Source organism: Methylosinus sp. LW3, from assembly GCF_000527115.1.
GTDB lineage: Bacteria > Pseudomonadota > Alphaproteobacteria > Rhizobiales > Beijerinckiaceae > Methylosinus.
In genome coordinates, this window is record NZ_AZUO01000001.1 from 1,978,721 (window position 1) to 1,997,080 (window position 18,360).

Here is an 18,360-nt window from a genome sequence, read left to right on the forward strand (position 1 = left end):
TTGGTTCAGCGCCCCGCATAGTTGATCTTGCGCGCCTTGGCGTCGTCCCACCACCATGTCGCGGCTATGCCCGTGTCGAAGCGCGGATAGCGCTCCGGGCGGCCGAACACGTCCCAATGGGCGATCCAATGCGTCGGCTTGTAGTAATGCGGAATCCAATATTGGCCGGCGATCAGCACGCGATCGAGCGCGCGGCAGATGGCGGCCAGCTCCTCGCGCGAGGTGGCGACCAGCGCCTTCTCGATCAGAGCGTCGACGACCGGATCGGCGACGCCGATGACATTTTGCGAGCCCTTGGTGCGCGCCGCCTCGGAGCTGAACATGATGCGCAACTCCTCGCCCGGCGAATAGGCGATGCGCACGCGCTCCATGATGACGTCATAGTCGTGATCGTCGAGGCGCGACTTGTATTGCGCGGCGTCCACGATGCGCATGCGGGCGTTGACGCCGATCAGCTTCAAATTCTTGATGAAGGGCTGCGTGTGCCGCTCGAACATGCTGGTATTGTAGAGAAACTCGAATTCGAGCGGCTTGCCGTCGGGCAGGCGCAGCAGGCCGTCCTTGCGCGTGCAGCCGGCCTCGGTCAAGAGATCGACGGCCTTGCGCAGCAGATTACGATCCTGTCCAGAGCCGTCCGACACCGGCGGCTGAAACGGCGCCTCGAAGACTTCCCTGGGCAGGCGATCGCGGAACGGTTCCAGCAGAGCGAGCTCGGCCGGCGTCGGAACGCCGACGGCCTCGAGATCGGAATTCTCGAAATAGGAGCTCGTACGCTTATACGAGTCGTACATGAGATTATGGTTGGTCCATTCGTAATCGAATGCATAGCCGAGCGCCTTGCGCACGCGCGGATCGCTGAACACCGGCCGGCGGATGTTCATGAACCAGCCCTGCGTTCCCGATATGTTGTAATCGGGAATTTCCTCGCGCTTCACGCGGCCGTCGCGAAAGGCGGGGAAATCATAGCCCGTCGCCCAGATGGCCGAGGTGAATTCCTCATGCACGGTGAAGGCGCCGGCCTTGAAAGCCTCGAAAGCGACATTGCGGTCGCCGTAATAATCGAAGCGTATCGCGTCGAAATTGGCTTGGCCGACATTGACCGGCAAATCCTTCGCCCAATAGTCCGGCACGCGCTGGAATGCGATGAAGCGGCCCGGGTCGACCGCGCCGATCTTATAGGAGGAGGAGCCGAGCGGAGGCTCGAGCGTCGTCTCGTTGAACTTGTGCTTGGTGTAATAGGCCTTGGAGAAAATCGGCTGACTGGCGACGATGATCGGCAGATCGCGCGCGCGGCCGGGCGCGAATTTCACCACCAGCACGTCATCCGCCTCGGCCTTGGCGCTGACGAGATCGCGCATCGATTGCGCGATCATCGGATGGCCTTCCGCCTTCAGAATGTCGAGCGAGAAGGCGACGTCATGGGCGGTGAGCGGCGAGCCGTCGTGAAATCGCGCCTCCTTGCGCAGGAAGAACGTATAGGTGAGCTTGTCGGCGGAGATGCGCACCTTTTTCGCGACGAGCCCATAGAGCGCGTCGCGCTCGTCCAGGCTGCCGGCCATCAGCGTGTCATAGATGAGCCCGACGCCCGCGGCCGGATTGCCGCGCAAAATATACGGGTTGAGCGAATCATAGCTGTTCTTCTCGGGCGGCGGCGGCTCCATCACCAGCGTTCCGCCCTTGGGCGCCTTGGGGTTCACATAGGCGAAATGCGGAAAATCCGCCGGCTCGGCGAGCTCGCCGAAAATGGAGAGCCCATGGCTCTCGGTCTCGCCCGGCGCAGCTTCGGCGAGGGCGGGGCGCACAGCCCATCCCGGCAGGGCCAGCCCTGCGAGGCTCGAGAGGGCGGCGAGCGCCCGGCGGCGCGTCACGGGAAGAAAATTGCGTGTTTCAGCCAAGGTGATCTCGCTTTCGGGGCGTCATGACTGGCGCGAGCGCGGCGGCTTACGCGAATCCCGCGATTATGTCGGATTTTCGGGATGAAGCCATATGAGATTGCAGTTGCTTCCCATATGACGCGCGAGCCGGGGCTGCGGTTCCGCCTTTCGCGGCAGCGCGCCGGATAGGCCCGGAAAGCGCCGCTTTTCAGGCAGCGGGACCGCGGGCGGGCCTCTCCCGCGCGATTTGCGGAAGCTAAATGTTGTGTCCGCTGGCCAAGGCGCCGTATTCGATGGCCCCTTTCGTATCGCGTCGGGAGCGCAGCCGAGATGACCAGAGAGCCCCGCCCGTTCCGCCACCAGGCCTTCATCGACGGCGCCTTCGTCGCCGCCGACAATGGCGCGACCTTCGCCGTTCGCGATCCGGCTACGGGCGCGGTATTGGCCGAGGTCCCGGACATGGGCGCGGCCGAGACGCGCCGAGCGATCGAGGCCGCCGAGCGCGCGCTGCCCGGCTGGCGCGGCAAGCTCGCCAAGGAGCGCGCGCAAATATTGCGGCGCCTGCATGATTTGCTGCTCGCCGATCAGGAGCGCCTCGCGCAGATCATCACCGCGGAGCAGGGCAAGCCGATCGCCGAGGCGCGCGGCGAGATCGCTTATGCCGCCGCCTATTTCGACTGGTTCGCGGAGGAGGGGCGCCGCGTCTATGGCGATGTGATTCCACAGCAGGCGCGCGAGAAGCGCATTCTCGTGTTCAAGCAGGCGATCGGCGTCACCGCCGCGATCACGCCCTGGAACTTCCCTTCCGCCATGATCGCGCGCAAGGCTGGCGCGGCGCTCGCCGCCGGCTGCACCATGGTGGTGAAGCCTGCCGAGCTGACGCCGCTCTCGGCCATAGCGCTCGCCGAGATCGCCCAGCGCGCCGGCGTGCCGGACGGCGTGCTCAATGTGGTGACGACGAATGACCCCGCCAGCGTCGGCGTGGAGCTGACCTCCAATCCGACCGTGCGCAAGATCACCTTCACCGGCTCGACAGAAGTGGGGAAAATTCTTCTGCGCCAGGCGGCGGAGAATGTGCAGAAATGCTCGATGGAGCTCGGCGGCAACGCGCCTTTCATCGTGTTCGAGGACGCCGATGTCGATCTCGCGGTGAAGGGCGCGCTCGCGACCAAATATCGCAACAGCGGCCAGACCTGCGTCTGCGCCAATCGCTTCCTCGTGCATAGGGATGTGGCGGAGACCTTCGCCGCCAAGCTCGCCGAGGCGGCCTCGAAGCTGAAGGTCGGGCGCGGCGTCGAGCCCGGCGTCGTCATCGGCCCGCTGATCGAGGAAGCGGCGGTCGAGAAGGTCGAGCGTCTCGTCGCCGACGCCCGCGCGCGCGGCGCGAAAGTGCTGACCGGCGGCGGGCGCCATGAGCTCGGCGGCAATTTCTATGCGCCGACCGTGCTCGTCGACGCGAGGCAGGACATGCAAATTTTCCAGGAGGAGATTTTCGGCCCTGTCGCCGCCGTCACCCCCTTCGAGGATGAAGCGGAGGCGATCCGCCTCGCCAATTCGACGCATTACGGCCTCGCCGCTTATTTCTACAGCCGCGACATAGCGCGCGTGTTCCGCGTCGCAGAGTCGCTCGAATTCGGCATGGTCGGCGTCAACGAGTCGCTGATGTCGAGCGAGGCGGCGCCTTTCGGCGGCGTGAAACAGTCGGGCATGGGACGCGAGGGCTCCAAATACGGCATAGAGAGCTATCTCGAGATCAAATATGTCTGTCTCGGCAATATGTGAGGCGCTCAGCCTGCGCGATTCGGCGTGCCCAGCACATGCACGTCGGGCGCGATCATCACATTGTCGAAACGCTGCGTGAACATCGGCGCCGCGAAGAAGGCGACGGCGCGCAGCGTTTCCTCACCCGTGTTGACGAGATCATGCCGCAGCGGCGTCGGAATGACGAAGACGTCGCCCGGCCGCACATGATGGGTGACGCCGCCCTCGGCGCGCAACTCGCCGGAGCCGCCGAGAATATATTGCGTCTCCTCGGTGGCGTCGGTGTGCCAGCCGAGCCGTCCGCCGGGCTCGATCTCATAGACGATGGTCGAGGATTGCGTCGCGCCATGCTCGCCGCAGGAGGCGAAGGCTCCCGCCCAGCGCACGCTCGGATCGTCCACGCCGCCGACTTTGGCGCGCGGCAGGTCATTGGTGGCGACGAGGTGAATGGCGCTCATTTATCTTCTCCGAAATTCGAATCGAATTTTCCATGGGGCGAGAGACCCGGGACGAGACCCGCCGCCGCAGTCCCAACGCGCCGCGCGAGGCTTCGTTCCGAACATGCGGACGGGCGCTTGACAGGGCGGCGCTGCGCGGCTCTATTGAAAGGGATGGTTCCCTTCCGAGGGATCAAAAGGGAATGCGGTGAGCGCCGGCGACGGCGCGAAGCCGCGGCTGCCCCCGCAACTGTGAGCGGCGAGCCGAGGATCAAACGAGCCACTGGAGCAGACGCTCCGGGAAGGCGATCCGAAGGCGCTGACCCGCGAGCCAGGAGACCTGCCATCAGTCGTGGTCACGCGCGATAGCGTCGGGCGGGGTGCACCGAGGCGGCCGAGACCCTTTTCGCATAGCGCGAGAGGGCCGCGACCTTTCGCAGTGACGGCCCACGTCTGCTGCGAGTCTTCCGGCAATGTCCTCCCTGTCCCATCGGGCCGCCCTTGCGGGCGCCGTTTCTCATATTGCGCTCGTTTTCGTCTCACTTCTCCTTCCCGCTTCCGCAGCTGGGCAGGAGGCGCTGCCCACGGTCGAGATCGGCGCGGCGACCATCGTCTCTGCCGATCGCGTCGAGGAGCGCGTCGACAAATCCTCCTCCGCCGTCACTGTGATCCCGTCCGCGCAGATCGAGAAGCGCGGCGCGACCGGCCTCACCGAGGCGCTGCGCGGCGCGCCGGGCCTCGATCTCTATGAGACCGGCGGCCCCGGCGCGCAGACCTCCGTCTTTCTGCGTGGCGCGACGCCAGGCCAGACGCTCGTCCTCGTCGATGGCGTGCGCATCGGCGATCCGTCCTCCACCGATGGCTCCGTCGATCTCGGCGGCCTCGTCGCCTCCGACATAGAACGCATAGAGGTGCTGCGCGGCCCGCAATCGGCGCTCTATGGCTCCGACGCGATGGGCGGCGTCATTCACATCGTCACCCGCAAAGGCGAGGGGCTGCCGCGCGCGTCTCTCTCCCTGGAAGGCGGCTCCTATGGAACCGGACATTTGCGCGCGCGCGTCTCGGGAAGCGAGGATCGCTTGTGGTACGCATTCGCGATCGATGCGCTGACGATCGACGGCCATCCGCGCTATGGCTATCGCATCACGCGGCCGCTGACGATCGGCGACGGCAAGACGCCTCTGCCGCCTCTGCCGCCCAATGATCCGACCAGAAAAGGCGGCGCCAGCGCGCGTCTCGGTTATCGCGTGAATGAGGATGTCTCGGTCGAAGCCGGCTTCTACGGCTATGACAGCGCGATCCGCTTCGACAATCCCTATTCTTTCTCCGCCGTGGATGTTTTCGATCCGCAGAACCATCAGCATGCGACATTCGCGCAGGGCTTTGCGCGCATCGACGCCGATATGTTCGATCGCGCTCTGCACAATCGCTTCACCCTCTTCGCCAATGCGACGAGCAGAGACGTGTGGCAGGCGCGCTCCTGCTATGACGGCAGCTATAATTCCTACAATTGCCGGCGTGGCTATCGCGGCGCGCGGCGCGGCTTCGAATATCAGGGCGATCTCACGCTCGGCGGCTTCGGCCTGCTGACCTTCGGCGCGCGCAATGAGACGGAGTCCGTGCGCACGTCGCAGGACCCGGTTCCGCCGACCACATTCACGCCGATCGAAGCTGCGCAGACGACGCATTCGGGCTTCGCGCAGCATAAGCTCACCTTGCTCGAGCGCTTTGATGTGAGCTATGGCGGCCGCATCGACGCTGTGGATCAGAACCGCACATTCGCGACATGGCGCGCCACCGCCGCTTATCGCCTCGAGGAGACTGGAACGAAATTACGCGGCAGCGCTGGAACGGGCGCGCGCGTCGCCTCGCTCTATCAGCGCTTCAGCCAATATGGCGATCCGACGCTCGCGCCGGAAACGAGCGTCGGCTATGACGTCGGCGTCGATCAATCCTTGTTCGGCGAGCGTCTCTACGCGTCTCTGTCGCTGTTCGAAAATCGCTTTCGCGATCTCATCGAATTCGGCCGCGCGCCGAGCTGCGCTGCGACACAGGCTTTCGGCTGCTATTACAACGTCGGTCGCGCGCGCACGAAAGGCGTCGAATTTTCCGGCGAGGCGATTGTCGTTCCCGGCGAATGGCGTTTGCGCGCGAGCTACACGCATCTCGCCGCGGAAAATCTGACGACGCAGCGCAGCCTGTTCCGCCGGCCGCGCGACAAGGCGACGGGCTCCCTCATCTACACGGGAATCGCAGGGCTTGAGCTCGAGGCGCGCCTCACCGTCGTGGGGCCGAACCCCGATTACGACTATATTTTCTCGCAGCGCGTGATGCTCGCGCCTTACGCAAAGCTCGATCTCTTCGCCGATTACAAGATCGACGAGCGCATGTCTGTGTTCGCGCGGATCGAGAACGTCAACGATGCGCGCTATGAGGAAGTCTATGATTACGGAACGGCGGGACGCTCCATTTATGGCGGCGTGAAGTTCAGCTGGTGACGAGGCTTCAGGGAGAATGAACCAATGACGGATGCGACGCCGCAACGGCGCATGGAGCCGGATGGAACGCCGGTCGATGTATTCGCTCTGCCGACCGACGCGCAGAGCCTGGAAGCGCTCTTGCGTGATCTCTTCGACAATCATTGGCGCGAGATCGTGTTCGGGCCGATCATTCAAGGCGCGGCATTCGAGATACATGTCGATCATGCGCCGACGCGCATTGGTTTGCTCGATGGCTATCTCACCATCGCTTTCGGGCAGACGCATTTTCACATCTGCATCGGCGAGACGAAAGGACCGCGCAGCCGGCCGACGTCGCCAGAGCTCGCGCAGCACAGGCGCACGGCGCGCGCGGAGCTGCATCGGCGCTTCTCGGGGACATGCGTTCCAATGTCCTGGAGCCTGCAATTGTTCAATGGCGCGGATGAGCAGCAGCTCGCCGTGCTCTTGCCCAATCCGTTTCTGCATCCAGAGACGGAGAAAATCCTGCGTGAGCCCGATTGGTCGCGGCTCGCATTGTGGGATGCGCTGCGGGCGCGCTGGCTCGGTCTCGTCGAGCCCGATCCGCTCGATCGGCCCGCGCATTGATCTTCGGCAGAGCAGGGCGTCTGGCCCGGCTCGTTAAAAAGGAGCATCGTATGACAAGGCTTTCACTTCCCATCATCGATGAGCGCAATCTGCTCTGGAGCGGCGCGCTCATTCTCGTCGGCGCCTTCTTCTCGCTGGCTTTCGCTTGCGCGGCGCCGCTCGCGGGCTTCGCCGCCATTGCGGCGCTCACCAGCGCGCGGCGCAATGCGCTGGCGCTGACAGCGGCGATCTGGTTCGCCAATCAGCTCGTCGGCTTCACCATGCTGCATTATCCATTGGACTTCGAGACGCTCGCCTGGGGCGGCGCGCTCGGAATCATCGCGCTCATCTGCTGCGAGACCGCGCGTTTCGCCGCGCGCTTTGCTGTCGGCGCCGGCGCGCCCTTCGCCGCGCTCGCCGCGAGCTTTCTCGTTTATGAGGGCGCGCTCTTCGCCATCACCCGCGCTGTGGGCGGCGATGTCTCGCATTATGCGCTCGCCAGCGTCGCGCGCATCTTCACCATCAACGCCTGCGCCTTCTTCGGCCTCTGGGCCGCGGCGCTGGTCTGCTCGACGATCGTCGCGTTGCGTCCTGCGCGCCACGCCTGACGCGCGTCACAGAAGCCTAGAATGCGAACGCTATCCGATCCAAACGGATCGGGTAGCGTTTTCGCGGGAGAAGCCTATTTCGGCGCATGCACCAGCAGCCGCGCGACGCGGCGTGGATCGGCTTCGACGATCTCGAACTCCCAGCCTTCCACCGGAGCGGGCACGATCTCGCCGCGCATGGGCACATGGCCGGCGAGCGAGGCGACGAGGCCGCCGAGCGTCGTCACTTCGGCGCCGTCGTCTTCGGGCGTGAAATCGACGCCGAGCCGCTGCGACACTTCCTCGAGATCGGCCTTGGCGTCGATGAGAAACACGCCGTCGGATACGGTCTCTATGCGCGGCTCCTCATCGACGTCATGCTCGTCCTCTATGTCGCCGACGATCATCTCGACGATGTCCTCCATCGTCACCAGCCCATGCGTGCCGCCATATTCGTCGATGACGAGCGCGAGATGCGTCCGCGTCGCCTGCATCTTCACCAGGAGATCGAGCGCCGGCATGGAGGGCGGCACATAGAGCACCGGCTTCAGCACGGTGACGGTGGAGAGTTCCGCGGAAAAATCGATCGCGGCGAGGGAGACGGTCGGCGCATGCTCGCTCGGCGCCGGCGCTTCCGCCGTCACAGGCTCGGCGCGCTCGGCGAGCGAGGCGAGATAATCGACGAAATCGCGAATATGGATCATGCCGCGCGGATCATCGAGCGTGTCGCCATAGACGGGCAGGCGGGAATGGCCGGCGTTGCGGAACAGCGCAAGCGTCTCGCCGAGAGTCGCGTCCTGCGCGACGGCGACGATATCGGCGCGCGGGATCATCGCGTCGGCGACGCGCAGATCATGCAGGGCCAGCACATTCTTCAGCAGCACGCGCTCATGCGGCGTCACATCGCCGGCGGCGCCTTCCAGCGCCTCCTCTATGTCCTCGCGCACCGAGGGCGAGCCCAGCCCGATGAGCGCGCGCAGCCGATCGACGATGCCGCTTCGCTGCTCGCGCCTCGTGGCCGCGTGCTCGCCATTATCCGTCCTAGACATCGCCGTTCGATTTTCCTTTGGATGAAGCTTCCGCCACGGGCTCGGAGCCTTCGTAAGGATCATTGAGGCCGAGCGCCGCCGCTATGCGGCGCTCCAGCGCCTCCATCTCTTCGGCCTCCCGTGGAGTTTGATGGTCGTAGCCGATCAGATGCAGAAATCCATGAATGAGCAAATGCGTGAGATGCGCCTCGAAGCTCTTGTCCTGCTCCGTCGCCTCGCGCGCGACCGTCTCATGCGCGATGACGATATCGCCGAGCGCCATGCGGCGCGCGAGCGGGCCGGGCGTCTCGAAGGAGAGCACATTGGTGGGCTTGTCGATGCCGCGCCATTGCGCGTTCAATTCGCGGATGGTGGCGTCATCGGTGAAGTTGACGCTCAGCTCGCAGTCCGGCGCGAGCGGCGCCGCCGTCTGGGCGACGCACTCGCGCACGGTACTCTGCGTCAGCTCGTCGAGGCCGGCCTGCTGATCCCAGCAGGGCGCAGTGACGATAATGTCGATCGCGACGCTCATGATTCTCGAGGCTTCGCCTTCTCCCGCCCGGCAGCCTCATAGGCGCCGACGATTTGCCGCACGAGGTCGTGGCGCACCACATCGCCCTCGGCGAATTTCACCCTTCCGACGCCCTCTATATTGGAAAGCAGCGCGATCGCCTCGCTCAATCCGGATTTTTGGCCGGGCGGGAGATCGGTCTGCGACGGGTCGCCATTGACGATCATACGCGATCCGTCGCCGAGACGGGTGAGAAACATTTTCATCTGCATGGAGGTGGCGTTCTGCGCTTCGTCGAGCAAGACGCATGCCTTGGTGAGCGTGCGTCCGCGCATGAAGGCGAGCGGGGCCACTTCTATCATGCCGGTCTGAATGCCGCGCTCCACCATGCGCGGGTCCATGAAATCATGAAGGCCGTCATAGATGGGTCTGAGATAGGGATCGACCTTCTCGCGCATGTCGCCGGGCAGGAAGCCCAAGCGCTCGCCGGCCTCCACCGCCGGGCGCGAGAGGATGATGCGCTCGACCGCGCCCTGCTCGAGCAGCGAGACCGCATGGCCGACGGCGAGCCAAGTCTTGCCCGTGCCGGCCGGCCCTTCGGCGAAGACCAGCTCATGGCGCTTCAGCGCCCGCAGATAGAGATCCTGGGCGAGGTTTCGCGCCCGCACCGGACCACGCCGGCGCGTCGAAATCTGCTCGAAGACGGCGCGGCCGGGCTCCGCCTCAGGAAAGAGGCTGCCCTGGCGGGCGGATTCCTGTATCGCGCCATCCACGTCGCCGAGGCCCACTTTCTGGCCGAGCTGCACGCGGCCGTAGAGAATTTCGAGCACGCGGCGGGCCTGCTCGCAGCCCTCGGGTCGGCCCTTGAGCGTGACATGATTGCCATTGGCGAAGCAGGAGACGGCGAGGCGCCGCTCGATCTTGGCGAGATGCTGGTCATAGAGGCCGAAAACCAGCGAGGCGTAACGATTATCCTCGAAGGCGAGCGTGATCTCCGCCTCCGGCTCGCCCGAACGCGGCGCGTCCGGCTGTTCGAAGACCCGTCTCTCGCGGTCGAGCGTCACAGGGCGGCCTCCCTCGCTGCTTCAAGGCTCGTTCGGCCGACGATGCCGCCGGCCAGCGAATTGGAGCCGGCGGCGACGATCGTCACCGGCAGAGTCTTTCCGATGAGCTCCAGGCCGCCCATCGCATGGACGGGCTGCATATAGGGGCTCTTGCCGGCGATCTGACCCTCGTGCCGGCCGGCTTTCTCGAACAACACCTCGACCGTGCGGCCCACAGTGGCGGCGTTGAACGCCTGCCGCTGCTCCTCGACCAGCGCCTGGAGAATGGCGAGCCGCTCGGATTTGACGCTCTCGTCGATCTGATCCTCGCGCTCGGCGCCGGGCGTGCCGGGGCGCGGCGAATATTTGAACGAAAAAGTGGACGCGAATCCGACGGCGCGAATGAGCTCCATCGTCGCCTCGAAATCCGCGTCGGTCTCGCCGGGAAAGCCGACAATGAAATCGGAAGACAGCGCAATATCCGGCCGCGCCACGCGCAGCCGCGCGACGATGTCCAGATAGAAGCTCGCGTCATGGCGTCGGTTCATCGCCTTCAAAATGCGATTCGAGCCGGATTGCACGGGAAGATGCACGAAGGGCGCCAGCGTCGGCAACTCGGCATGGGCGTCGATCAGCTCCTGCGTCATGTCGATCGGATGGCTCGTGGTGTAGCGCAGCCGCGTGACGCCTTCGATACACTCCAGCCGCGCCAGCAGGCGGGGCAGGGACCAGGGCGCGCCATTCTCGTCCAAGCCGCTATAGGCGTTGACGTTCTGGCCGATGACGGTCAGCTCGCGCACGCCGGCCGCGGCCAGCGCCTCCGCCTCCTCGATGATCTCCGAGGGGCGGCGCGACATTTCCGCGCCGCGCGTGTACGGCACCACGCAGAAGGAGCAGAATTTGTCGCATCCTTCCTGCGCCGTGATGAAGGCGGTGACGTCGCGCACACGCTTGCCCGCGGCCGCAGCGCGGCGCAGCGCCTCGAACTTGTCGGCGACGGCGAAATCCGTCTCGGCGACGCGCTCGCCGGCCTCGGCGCGGGTCAAAAGATCGGAAAGGCGGTGATAGCTCTGCGGCCCGACGACGAGATCGACCGCGCGCTGGCGGCGCAGCACCTCCTCGCCCTCCGCCTGGGCGACGCAGCCGGCGACGACGATTCGATAGTCCCGGCCTTCGGCGCTGCGCTCGCTCTTCACCCGGGCGAGGCGGCCGAGCTCGGAATAGACCTTTTCCGTCGCCTTCTCGCGAATATGGCAGGTGTTCAGCACGACGAGATCGGCGTCGTCCTCATCGGCGGCCTCCGCATAGCCGCGCGCCGCGAGCAGATCGGCCATGCGCGTCGCGTCATAGACGTTCATCTGACAGCCATATGATTTCACATAGGCTTTCGCGGTTCCCAGGGCTCCCGGCGCTTGCTCGAGGGATGAGGCGGGCGCGGGCTTCGATGCGGCGTCGGAAATCTCGGTTTCTCCTCAACGGGCGGCGTGGTCTCGCGCCGGGGCGATATTACTCTCGCTTTCCCGGCCCGCAACGTCCGTCGCCAGAAGTTCTCGCACGCGCGCCTCTGTGGCGGCGGCGAGAGCCTTGCGGTCGCCGGAGCCGGGGTCCACCGCCTCGCCCCACAATATATAGCATTTGGCGCCGCCGCGCTTCATCAGACTCCATAAATGTGGGAGGAAAGTCATATCCCCGTACCAGCCCACATCGAGCCTGTCGCCCAGCCCGCTGTTTCGCTCCGTGTAGAGAATGGCGGCCGGGGCGAGCATGGGCGCGGCCGCGTTCGTGGCCGCGAGCTCGCTCAGCATGGCGAAATGCGAGGCGTTGAATTTCAGCACGCCGGCGCCGTCGCTCGACGTGCCTTCCGCAAAGACGACGATATCGTCACCCTGTCGCAGCCGCTCCGCCAGAGCCGCATTGACGATGGGGATGGCCCGTCGATTGCCGCGCTCGACGAAGACGGTGCCCTGCAGCCGCGCCAGAAAGCCGAGCACCGGCCAGGCGGAGACCTCGGACTTCGCCAGAAAGACCAGTGGATAGCGGCTGGCGAGGGCGATGATGTCGGTCCAGGAGACGTGATTGGCGACGACGAATCGCGGACTCGCTCCCGCGAGCCGGCCCTGCTCGCGCACATCTATGCCGATGATCGCGCACATCACCCGGCAAAAGCCGGTCTGAATATTATGACGCAGCTCCCAGCGCCGTCTCCGCGCCAGCCATTGGATGGGGACGAAGATGACGAAGGCCCCGGTCATCGCCAGGACGAAAGCGAGCGCGCGCAGATAAGGCATGGCCCTGTCTCTAACGCGCGAACGACAGTTTCGTGACAGCGTCGGCGCGCTATTGGCCGGATATCACAGCTCGCAGCGCATCGTCAGCGCGGCCTGACGCTCGCCATTGGGCCGCTGATAGTAATTCTCGCGCCGGCCGATCGTCTTGAAGCCCAGCTTCTCATAGACCTTCAGCGCGGCGGCGTTGTCCTCGCCCACCTCGAGGAAGACGAGGCGCGCCCCGCCGCGCTCGAGATTGCCGAGATGCGCCGCGAGCAGCGCCCGTCCGAGTCCGGCGCCGCGGCGGGCCGGATCGACGGCGAAGGTCAGAATCTCGGCGTCCGGCGGCAGCAGGCGGGACAGCGCCATGCCGCCCATCTCGTCCTTGAGCAGGCGCTCGTTCATCGCGCCGTCGGCGAGCACGATGCGGTCGGTCAAAAGGCTCTCGAAATCGATCTTCGACCAGGGGAAGGCGAAGGAGCCCGCGTGAATCTTGGCGCAATCATAGGCGTGATCGGCGCCGATGGGGCGGATCACATAATGCGGCTTGGGGAAGAAGGTCGAAAACAGGCTCATGACGCGGGAGCTCATGCGCCGGCCGGGGCGTCTTGCAGCGGTCGCTCTTGTGGCGGGCGCTCCAGAGGCTTGGCGTCGGGAGCCTTCAAATAGAGCGGGCGAGCCGGCGCGGTCGCCGGATCGGCGACGAGGCCGAGCCGGGCGACAAAGGCGATATCGGGCGCCGGCGCGCGGCTGGCGACCTCCGCCTCGAGGCCGGCGAGGCGGGCCTCCTCGGCCAGCAGCGGCGCGCCGGAGCCGATCAGCCGCAGCGGGCCGGAGCCGAGCGCGCGCAGCGCCTCATGGGCGCCGACGCGGCGCGGCGACAAAAGAGTGCGGCCGTCCGGCCCATAGGCGGTCACATAGACCTGGCCATGGCGCGCGTCGATCGCCGCCGCCACCACGCCGTCGAAGGGGAGCAGAACATAAGGCGCGGCCAGCGCCGCCAGAGTGGAGACGCCAACGATGGGCGCCTTCACGGCGAGGGCGATGGCCTGTCCGGCCGCGAGCCCGATTCGGATGCCGGTGAAGGAGCCCGGCCCGACCGTGACCGCCACCCGTCCGATGGAGCCGAAGCCGCCGCCCGCCGCGGCGACGACGCGCTCGATGAGCGGCAGCAATTCCTCGGCGTGGCCGCGCTCCATCGGCGCCGTCTCGATGGCGAGTGGGTCGGCGGCGCCCAGATCGAGCACGCAGGCGGAGACGGCGGGAAGCGCCGTGTCGATGGCGAGGATTCTCATTGCCGGCGGATTATGACGGGTTTCGCGCGGCTTTCAAAGCGGCCTCTCAAACCTGCTGCACGGACGTGACCTGGGGCACGAAATGGCGCAGCATATTTTCTATGCCGTTCTTGAGCGTCGCAGTGGAGGAGGGGCAGCCGGAGCAGGACCCCTTCATCGCCACATAGACGGTTCCGTCGCGAAAGCCGCGGAAAGTGATGTCGCCGCCGTCATTGGCGACCGCTGGACGCACCCGCGTCACGATCAGCTCCTTGATCTGCGCCACCGTCTCGGCGTCGGCAGGATCGAAGAATTCCGCGGGAGCAACCTCGGCGCCCTCGATGACGATCGGCTGGCCGGAGCTGAAATGCTCCATGATCGTGCCGAGAATGGCCGGCTTCAGATGCGCCCATTCGGCGTCGGTCTTGGTGACGGAAACGAAATCCGGGCCGAACATCACCGCCTCGACGCCGTCGATGGAGAGCAGCGCGCCGGCGAGCGGCGAGGCGGCGGCGGCCTCCGGCGTGCGGAACTCGCGCGCGCCTTCGGCGAGGACGGGGCGGCCGGGCAGGAATTTCAGCGTGGAGGGATTGGGCGTGGATTCGGTCTGAATGAACATTGGTCTTCTCCGCGGCGTCCGGTTCAAGGCCGGCGTGGCGATGTTACGGAGCTTATGTAGCACGAAATCCGCCGCGCCGCAGCAATCGCCTCAACCGCCGCGACGGCCGGCGCGGGCGTGGGCGCGCAAAATGTCGAGCAGCGTCGCGGCATGGTCCGAGCGCCGCGCGCGCGCTTCGCCGATGGGCTCGAAATCGGAGAGATCGGGAAAAAATTTGCGGGAGCCTTTGAACATCAGCAAGCCCGTCGCCGTGACCAGAATGTCGCCGCGCCGCAATGTCGGATCGTCGAGACGCGCGTCCTCGCGTTCCGCGCGAGCCTCCGCGATGCGATCGAGATCGGCGACGACGCGCGACGCGAAAGAGTCATAGCGCTCGCGCGCTTCGTCGATCTGCCGCAGCCATTGCGCGCGTGTGTCATCGTCTGCGCGCGAGTCCTCTTGGTCTGTGCGCGCGATCTCTTGCGCGCAGGCTCCGTGAAGCGTCGCCATCAGCAGGCATGCATGGAAGAAGCCTCTCGTCGTCGCCATGGCGCGCCGAAAAACCGCACCGCGCCGCGCTGCGTGAATAATGTTCGAACATGCGTTCGTGATTCGCACCTGCGCGTTTCCCGAGTACGTGTATTCCCCAGTTTGTCAATCTCTGTAGCGCCCGAATAATGATTATAGCGCGGGTCACGCCGATCGAAAGTCGGCGCATGGGTCGAGCACAGAGCTTTTCCGCGGTTGGTTATTCCGAGGTTCTTGATGATGATCTGTCCGCCGCCACGCGATGCGCAGCAATGCTTCGCGTTTCATGCTCCGGCGCGCGAATGCGCCGCCTTTTTCTCTCGAGACGAGCGATGCACATGGTCCAGCCGCCGCTGACGAGTCCGCTCGTCGACGATATGTCTCGGCGGATGTGCTCTATTCCGCAGGAGAGGACGAGTCGAGACGCCACGATCCATATCGTCGATGATGACGACGCCGTTCGTGATTCCCTCAGCCTTCTGCTGTCGACGGACGGCTTTCGGGTCCGCTCGCATGAGAGCGCCAGCCATCTTCTGGCGTCGGTGGAGCCGGGCGACACAGGCTGCGTGGTGACGGATGCGCGCATGCCGGAGATGACCGGCATAGAGCTGCTGGAGGCGATGAAGGCGCGGCGCTTGTCACTGCCGGTCGTCGTCATCACCGCCTATGCCGATGTGTCGCTCGCCGTGCAGGCGATGAAGCAGGGCGCCTTCGACTTTCTGGAGAAGCCCTTCGACAATGAGGCGCTGCTCGCCTGCGTGCGTCTCGCGCTCGCCTATGAGCGCGAGGAGCAGTTCCGCGCAGCGGAGACGCAGACCATAGAGGCGCGGCTGCAGACTCTCACCGCGCGCGAGAGCGAGGTGCTCGAGCGCCTGCTGCACGGCATGCCCAATAAGGTCATCGGCCGCGAGCTCGGCATCAGCGTCCGCACGGTGGAGGTCCATCGCGCCAATGTGATGCTGAAGATGAACGCCGGCAGCCTCTCGGAGCTGGTGCGCATGTCGCTCGCCGCCGAGCAGGCGCGCGGCAAGGGCTGACGAGCCGGCGCGCAGTCGTCTGCGCTTCTCACCAAGACGCTTCTCACAGGACGCTCCGGACGCCGGAGCGTCCTTTTTGTTAACCATAGGCTGTAGCGAACCGGTCACAGCCGGGCGATAAAGAGCCGGCGCGGCGCGTGAGGCCTTGTCTTCGCCAAAGAGACGGGGTCATTTGGGCGCGCGGCGAAGCTCCGGGAGCGGCTCGGAGCATTGGTCGGGGGCGGCGTGGTTTTGAAGACGCTTCGTATTTTCGGGGTTTTTGCGGCTGCTTCGCTTTCGGGCTGCAGCCTGCTTCCGGGCAGCGGCCCTTCGGGCGATGCGGTGATGACCGCGGGCGTGCCGAGCGAATCGCAGCCGGAGACGGCCTTCGCCCTCGTCGAGATCGACGGCCAGGTAGTGGCGGCGCTGGCCAAGCATGGCGCGCCCGGCCTGCGCGGCTCCTTCGGCGACTATCGTCCGCCGGCCTCGCAGCCGATCGGCGTCGGCGACACGCTGCAGATCACTCTTTGGGAGGCGGCCTCGGGCGGCCTGTTCTCCTCGCCGGCGACGGATCGAACCAGTCCGGGCTCGCGCTCGGCGGCGATTCCGGACCAGACGGTCGGGCGCGACGGCTCCGTGACCGTTCCTTACGCCGGGCGCATTCAGGTCGCCGGCCGCACCCAGCAGGAGGTGGAGGCGGTCATCATCGATCGGCTGCGCGGCAAGGCGATCGAGCCGCAGGCGCTGGTCAATGTGTCGCGCAACATCAGCAATACGGCGACGGTGACGGGCGAGGTGACGCAGGGCGCGCGCGTGCCGCTGACCTTGCGCGGCGACCGCGTGATGGACGTCATCGCCCAGGCCGGCGGCTTCCGCTCGCCGGTGCATGAGACCTTCATCAGCCTGACGCGCGGCGACCGCACTGCGCGCGCGCCGATCCAGGCGCTGCTCGCCAATCCGCGCGAGAATATTTTCGTGCGTCCGGGCGATGTGCTGACGGTGGAGCGCACGCCGCAGACCTTCACTGTGGCTGGCGCGACGGGGGCGAACGCCGTGGTGCCTTTCGACGCGCGGGGAATCACTCTGGAGGAGGCGATCGGCAAGGCCGGCGGCCTCGCCGATCAGCGCGCCGATCCGAGCGGCTTGTTCGTGCTGCGTTACGAGCCGACGGCGGTGATCGCCGATTACCCGACCGTGTCGCCGCTGCTGGCCTCGCAACGGCTGATTCCGGTCGCCTATCATCTCGACATGCGCAATCCGGCCTCCTTGTTCACGGCGCGGCGATTCGCGATGCGGGACAAGGACATATTGTATGTGTCCAATGCGCCTGTGACCGAGATCGCCAAGGCGTTCCAGCTCGTTTCCATGCTGACGCAGCCGGCGATTCAGGGCGCGGCGGTCGGCGCTGCGGTGAAGTGACCACTTACGCGCGAAGCCATTACTGGACCGTCTGAAATTCGGCCCGAGGCGCGGTGATAGCGATTGACGCGAAGGCCCGCCGCGGGCAAGCTGACGGTTGACGATATTGCGATGCAATAAGACGCGCGGCCCCGGGTGAGACTGTGTCACCGGCGCTATGGGCTGCGAGGGCGGGCTTGGTTTTCGAGGGGGTTTCTTGGCGAACCGATTGAACACGAGCCTTTTGGCGAGGGGCGAGCGCCACGTGCTGCAGGCGCTGGCGCCGCGACTCCCCGCCTGGACCACGCCGGATCATCTGACGGCGGCCGGGCTGGTCGGCGCGGCGATGACTGCGGCGGGCTTCGCGCTCACCCATTGGTCGGCCGGTTTCCTCATACTGGTGGTGGCCGGCCTGTTCCTGAACTGGTTCGGCGATTCGCTCGACGGCACTCTGGCCCGCTACCGCGGGATCGAGCGTCCGCGCTATGGCTTCCTGCTCGATCATTCGAGCGATCTGATCGCGCAGAGCCTGATCGTGGTCGGCCTTGGCGTCTCACCCTATTTCACGCTTCCGTCGGCGCTGTTCGTGCTCTCGCTCTATCTGCTGATGAGCTCCTACACCTATCTGCGCGTGGCGACGGCCGGCGTGCATCGCCTGTCCTATGGCGGCATGGGCGCGACGGAGTTTCGTATTCTGGTCGCGGCCTGGAGCATCTTCGCCTGCTGGCTCGGCCCGCAGGTGGTGGAGGCGCAGCTGTGGCGCTTCTCCGTCCTCGACGTGACCATCGGAACGATGTCGGCCATCGCTTTTGCGCTCTTCGTCCTGATGGTGCGTCAGGATCTGTCGCGAATGGACCGCGACGACGACCATGAATCGGCGACCATCCACCGCCTGCCGACGCGCCGCTCCGCGGCCGAGCCGGCTGCGGCCGAGCCCGCGCGCGAGCTTCCCAGCGCCTCGGCCGGCTAAAGG

General features: G+C 65.8%; 18 protein-coding genes and 1 riboswitch. Of the genes, 7 read left to right on the plus strand and 11 right to left on the minus strand.

Features of this window, described 5'->3' with window-relative positions:
* Window positions 1–5 precede the first annotated feature (5 nt).
* Window positions 6–1,895 (minus strand): extracellular solute-binding protein, encoded by a 1,890-nt coding sequence (locus tag METLW3_RS0110055; RefSeq protein WP_245267283.1) that lies wholly within the window; start codon window positions 1,893–1,895, stop codon window positions 6–8.
* Window positions 1,896–2,204: 309 nt separating this feature from the next.
* Between METLW3_RS0110055 and METLW3_RS0110060 the strand changes: the two genes are divergently transcribed.
* Entirely contained in the window at window positions 2,205–3,656 is a 1,452-nt protein-coding gene (locus METLW3_RS0110060) for an NAD-dependent succinate-semialdehyde dehydrogenase (RefSeq protein ID WP_024879796.1), read from the plus strand.
* Between the two features lie 5 nt (window positions 3,657–3,661).
* Here the strand turns inward: METLW3_RS0110060 and METLW3_RS0110065 are convergent, their stop codons facing one another.
* Entirely contained in the window at window positions 3,662–4,093 is a 432-nt protein-coding gene (locus tag METLW3_RS0110065; protein WP_024879797.1) for a cupin domain-containing protein, read from the minus strand.
* A gap of 137 nt (window positions 4,094–4,230) precedes the next feature.
* A riboswitch (cobalamin riboswitch) is annotated at window positions 4,231–4,435 on the plus strand.
* 110 nt (window positions 4,436–4,545) lie between these two features.
* Here METLW3_RS0110065 and METLW3_RS0110070 point away from each other — a divergent pair.
* From METLW3_RS0110070 to METLW3_RS0110080, 3 genes are read left to right on the plus strand one after another with little or no spacing between them, the layout of a single operon-like run.
* Complete coding sequence (locus METLW3_RS0110070) at window positions 4,546–6,570, plus strand: TonB-dependent receptor (RefSeq protein WP_024879798.1); 2,025 nt, start codon at window positions 4,546–4,548, stop codon at window positions 6,568–6,570.
* A 24-nt stretch (window positions 6,571–6,594) separates the two neighbouring features.
* Window positions 6,595–7,158, plus strand: coding sequence for a hypothetical protein (locus METLW3_RS0110075; protein ID WP_024879799.1), 564 nt, complete (start codon window positions 6,595–6,597; stop codon window positions 7,156–7,158).
* A 50-nt stretch (window positions 7,159–7,208) separates the two neighbouring features.
* Entirely contained in the window at window positions 7,209–7,745 is a 537-nt protein-coding gene (locus tag METLW3_RS0110080; RefSeq protein ID WP_024879800.1) for a hypothetical protein, read from the plus strand.
* 74 nt (window positions 7,746–7,819) lie between these two features.
* On the opposite strand, the gene METLW3_RS0110085 is transcribed toward METLW3_RS0110080, so the two are convergent.
* The 9 genes from METLW3_RS0110085 to METLW3_RS0110125 all read right to left on the minus strand — a co-directional run bounded on the left by METLW3_RS0110085 (window position 7,820) and on the right by METLW3_RS0110125 (window position 14,994).
* The gene (locus METLW3_RS0110085) at window positions 7,820–8,773 is read right to left on the minus strand and encodes a hemolysin family protein (RefSeq protein ID WP_024879801.1); all 954 of its coding nucleotides are present in this window, start codon (window positions 8,771–8,773) and stop codon (window positions 7,820–7,822) included.
* Window positions 8,766–9,284 (minus strand): rRNA maturation RNase YbeY, encoded by a 519-nt coding sequence (gene ybeY, locus METLW3_RS0110090; protein WP_024879802.1) that lies wholly within the window; start codon window positions 9,282–9,284, stop codon window positions 8,766–8,768. Before ybeY ends, METLW3_RS0110085 begins: the two co-directional genes overlap by 8 nt.
* Window positions 9,281–10,327, minus strand: a complete 1,047-nt coding sequence (locus METLW3_RS0110095; protein ID WP_024879803.1) for a PhoH family protein — start codon at window positions 10,325–10,327, stop codon at window positions 9,281–9,283. Before METLW3_RS0110095 ends, ybeY begins: the two co-directional genes overlap by 4 nt.
* On the minus strand, window positions 10,324–11,706 hold the full coding sequence (gene miaB / locus METLW3_RS0110100) for a tRNA (N6-isopentenyl adenosine(37)-C2)-methylthiotransferase MiaB (RefSeq protein ID WP_036308799.1): 1,383 nt from the start codon (window positions 11,704–11,706) through the stop codon (window positions 10,324–10,326). Before miaB ends, METLW3_RS0110095 begins: the two co-directional genes overlap by 4 nt.
* 72 nt (window positions 11,707–11,778) lie before the next feature.
* Window positions 11,779–12,594: a lysophospholipid acyltransferase family protein gene (locus METLW3_RS0110105; protein ID WP_024879805.1), complete on the minus strand. Its 816-nt coding sequence runs from the start codon at window positions 12,592–12,594 to the stop codon at window positions 11,779–11,781.
* 63 nt (window positions 12,595–12,657) lie between these two features.
* Window positions 12,658–13,149 carry a GNAT family N-acetyltransferase gene (locus tag METLW3_RS0110110; protein WP_024879806.1) on the minus strand — a complete coding sequence of 164 codons (492 nt, stop codon included), beginning with the start codon at window positions 13,147–13,149 and terminating at the stop codon, window positions 12,658–12,660.
* Window positions 13,150–13,160: 11 nt separating this feature from the next.
* Window positions 13,161–13,868 (minus strand): tRNA (adenosine(37)-N6)-threonylcarbamoyltransferase complex dimerization subunit type 1 TsaB, encoded by a 708-nt coding sequence (tsaB, locus tag METLW3_RS0110115; protein ID WP_024879807.1) that lies wholly within the window; start codon window positions 13,866–13,868, stop codon window positions 13,161–13,163.
* Window positions 13,869–13,914: 46 nt separating this feature from the next.
* Window positions 13,915–14,466 (minus strand): NifU family protein, encoded by a 552-nt coding sequence (locus tag METLW3_RS0110120; protein WP_024879808.1) that lies wholly within the window; start codon window positions 14,464–14,466, stop codon window positions 13,915–13,917.
* Between the two features lie 90 nt (window positions 14,467–14,556).
* A complete protein-coding gene (locus METLW3_RS0110125) occupies window positions 14,557–14,994 on the minus strand; it encodes a hypothetical protein (protein ID WP_024879809.1) in 438 nt (145 codons plus the stop codon).
* A 317-nt stretch (window positions 14,995–15,311) separates the two neighbouring features.
* On the opposite strand from METLW3_RS0110125, the gene fixJ reads away from it, so the two are divergent.
* The 3 genes from fixJ to METLW3_RS0110140 all read left to right on the plus strand — a co-directional run bounded on the left by fixJ (window position 15,312) and on the right by METLW3_RS0110140 (window position 18,357).
* Entirely contained in the window at window positions 15,312–16,010 is a 699-nt protein-coding gene (fixJ, locus tag METLW3_RS0110130; RefSeq protein ID WP_024879810.1) for a response regulator FixJ, read from the plus strand.
* A gap of 324 nt (window positions 16,011–16,334) precedes the next feature.
* Complete coding sequence (locus tag METLW3_RS0110135) at window positions 16,335–17,408, plus strand: polysaccharide biosynthesis/export family protein (protein ID WP_348625815.1); 1,074 nt, start codon at window positions 16,335–16,337, stop codon at window positions 17,406–17,408.
* Between the two features lie 196 nt (window positions 17,409–17,604).
* A complete protein-coding gene (locus METLW3_RS0110140; RefSeq protein WP_036290830.1) occupies window positions 17,605–18,357 on the plus strand; it encodes a CDP-alcohol phosphatidyltransferase family protein in 753 nt (250 codons plus the stop codon).
* Window positions 18,358–18,360 lie beyond the last annotated feature (3 nt).